This is a genomic window from Nonomuraea sp. 10N515B, assembly GCF_052245915.1.
Classification (GTDB): domain Bacteria; phylum Actinomycetota; class Actinomycetes; order Streptosporangiales; family Streptosporangiaceae; genus Nonomuraea.
Genome location: NZ_JBQQBQ010000159.1, coordinates 1 through 3,408 on the forward strand (window position 1 = coordinate 1; position 3,408 = coordinate 3,408).

General features: G+C 71.2%; 1 protein-coding gene. It reads right to left on the reverse strand.

Annotation, left to right across the window (positions count from 1 at the left end; translation table 11 throughout):
• Window positions 1–3,392: amino acid adenylation domain-containing protein (locus ACTWQA_RS58665; RefSeq protein ID WP_443167440.1), on the reverse strand; the 3,392-nt coding region annotated here is incomplete at its 3' end.
• Window positions 3,393–3,408 lie beyond the last annotated feature (16 nt).

The window sequence follows — 3,408 nt, forward strand, 5'->3', positions numbered from 1 at the left end:
CCCTCAGCCAGGACATCCACCTGCCCAATCCGCCGCGCCGGATCGGCCACCACCTGCTCCAGCAACCGCACCCACCGCGCCACCAGCGCCTCGACCGTCTCCCGATCGAACAAATCCGTCGAATACTGCGCCAGCGCCTCGATACCGGCGGGCATGCCGGTGTCGTCGTGGTGTTCCATGGCGCTGATCTCGAAGTCGACCTTGGACACGTCCAGGTCGATCTGCTCCAGTCCGACCCGGAGGCCGGGCAGGGCGAAGTCCGCCGCGGCGGCGTTCTGCAGTCCCACGATCACCTGGAAGAGCGGGTGGTGGGCGGTGGAGCGGTTCGGGTTGAGCCTTTCCACCAGGTATTCGAAGGGCACGTCCTGGTGGGCGTAGGCGTCCAGGCTGGTGCGGCGGACCCGGCCCAGCAGCTCGGCGAAGGTGGGGTCGCCGGAGGTGTCGGTCCGCAGCACGAGCGTGTTGACGAAGAACCCGACCAGGTCGTCCAGCGCCTGCTCGGTCCGGCCCGCGATCGGCGCTCCCAGCGGGATGTCGGTCCCGGCGCCCAGCCGGGTCAGCAGGGCCGCCGTGGCGGCCTGCAACACCATGAACACCGTGGCGCCGGATTCCCGGGCCAGCTGGAGTATCCCCCGGTGCAGTCCGGCGTCGAGCTGGAAGCTGAGGTAGGAGCCCCGGTACGACGGCACCAGCGGGCGGGGCCGGTCCGTGGGCAGACTGAGCTGCTCGGGCAGCCCCGCGAGCTGCCGGGTCCAGTAGTCCACCTGCCGGGCGAGAACGCTGTCCGGGTCCTGATCGGTGCCCAGCGCCTGCTGCTGCCACAAGGTGTAGTCGGCGTACTGCACCGGCAGCGGCTCCCACTCCGGCGCCTTCCCCGCCGTGCGCGCGGTGTAGGCGGTGAGCAGGTCTTCTGCCAGGGGGGCCATCGACCAGGCGTCCCCGGCGATGTGATGGAGCAGCACCAGCAGCACGTGCTCGTCGCCGCCGCAGTCGAAGAGGGTGCCGCGGACCGGGATCTGATGGGCCAGGTCGAAGGCGTACCGAACCGCCTCGTGCAGCTCCTCGGCCAGGCTCTGCGCGGTGACCTGACGTACCTGCCAGCCGAAGTCGATCCTGGCCGCGTCCACCACCTGCTGCGCCGGCTCGCCGTCGACCTCGGCGAAGACCGTACGCAGCGCCTCGTGCCTGCCGATCACGTCGGCCAGCGCGGCCCGCAGGATCTGCGGGTCCAGCGTCCCGCTCAGGCGCAGGACCAGCGGCATGTTGTATGTCGCGCTCGGCCCCTCCATGCGGTGCAGGAACCACAAGCGGCGCTGCGCGAACGACAACGGCACCACCTCGGGCCGCGGCCGCGCCAGCAACGCGGGCCGGTCCTGCGCCTCCGCGGCGGCGCCCATCCTCGCGGCCAGACCTGCCACGGTCGGGGTCTCGAAGACGGCCGCGATCGGCACCTCGGCCCCGAACGCGGACCGGATCCTGGCCACCAGCCGGGTGGCGAGCAGCGAATGCCCGCCGAGCTCGAAGAAGCTGTCATCGACGCCGACCCGGTCGACATCCAGGAGCCCGGCGAACAGCCCGCACAGCACCTCTTCTGCCGGGGTGCGCGGGCCCCGGAACTCGCCGCTGCCGGCGAACTCCGGCTCGGGCAGCGCCCGCCGGTCGACCTTCCCGTTCGGTGTCACCGGCACCGCGTCAAGCGGCACCAACGCCGCCGGAACCATGTAGTCCGGCATCCGTTCCGCCAGATGGCCGCGGAGCTCGGCGGGCTCCACCTCGGTGGCGGGCACGAAGTAGCCGACCAGTCGCTCATCGTGGGCGACCACCACGGCCTGCCGTACGGCGGGATGCGCGGCCAGCACCGCCTCCACCTCGCCCGGTTCGACTCGGAAGCCGCGGATCTTCACCTGCTCGTCGGCTCGCCCGACGAACAGCAACTGGCCCGCGGCGGTCCAGCGCGCCAGGTCACCGGTGCGGTACATCCGCTCCCCGGCGGCGAACGGGCACGCCACGAACCGTTCCGCGGTCATCGCGGGCCGGTTCACGTATCCGCGGGCCACCCCGGCCCCGGCCACGTACAACTCGCCCGGTACGCCGACCGGCACCGGCCGTAGCGCCTCGTCCAGCACGTAGACTCGGTAGTTCGCGATCGGCGTGCCGATGGTCGGCCAGGCGCCGATGGTCGCGATGACGGTGGTCTCGGTCGGGCCGTACGCGTTGAACAGCCGGACCCGCTCTGTCCAGCGGTCGGCCGCCGCGGCGGACAGCGCCTCGCCACCGGTCACCATGCAGCGCAGGCTCGGCAGCTCGGGCAACGTTTCCATCAGCGCGGGCGTCACGTGCGCGTGGGTCGCGTCGCCCTCCCCCAGCACCAGTTCGGCGCCGCTGAGCAGAGTGACCACCAGGTCGGCGACGGACACGTCAAAGCTCGGCGAGACCAGTTGCCTCATACTGCTGTGCTGGTCAACGCCGAGGCGCTCGATGTGGTCCACGGCCAGGTTCACGATGTTGCCGTGGCTGACCACCACGCCCTTGGGAGTCCCTGTCGAGCCGGAGGTGTAGATCACGTACGCCGCGTTCGCCGGCACCGCGGGACACGACACGGGTCCGGCCTCATGCTCGGCCACCTCGGGCAGCTCGCGGAGCACCAGCACCGGCTGGACGTCCGCGAGGAGGGTGCTGATCCGCTCGTGCGGGAACGCCGGATCGACGGGCACGTAGGCGCCTCCGGCCTTCCATACCGCGAGCACCGCCACCACCAACTCCACCGACCGTGGCAGCACCAGAGCCACGTAGGTGTCCTGGCGAACGCCGTTCTCGATCAGCCAGCGGGCCAGCCGGTTGGACCGCCGGTCCAGCTCCGCGTAGCTCAGCGAAGCCACCGCGATCCGGTCGGGGGTCCTGACCGCCTGCGCGGCGAAGAGTTCGGGGACGGTGGCGGCGGGCACAGGACGCGCGGTGTCGTTCCATGTCACCAGCGTCCGCTCGGACTCCGCCCGGTCCAGCAGCGGCACCTGGCTGATCGGGAGGGCTGGGTCGGCCAGCACCGCGCCGAGCAGCCGCGCCCAGCGGGACAGCAGGTCCTCGATGGTGCTCTGGTCGAACAGGTCAACCGCGTACTCGGCCAGCACGTCCACCCCGGCCGCCGCGCCGTTCTCGCGGTGCCGTTCGATCACGTTGACCGAGAGGTCGAGCCGGGCGATGCCGAGATCCACGCCTTCGACGCCGACCCGCAGCCCGGACAGGTCGAACTGCCCCTCGGGGGCGTTCTGCAGCCCGAACATCACCTGGAAGAGGGGGTGGTGGGCGGTGGAGCGGTTCGGGTTGAGCACTTCCACCAGGTGCTCGAAGGGCACGTCCTGGTGCTGGTAAGCCTCCAGGCTGGTCTGGCGCACCTGCTCAAGCAGCTCG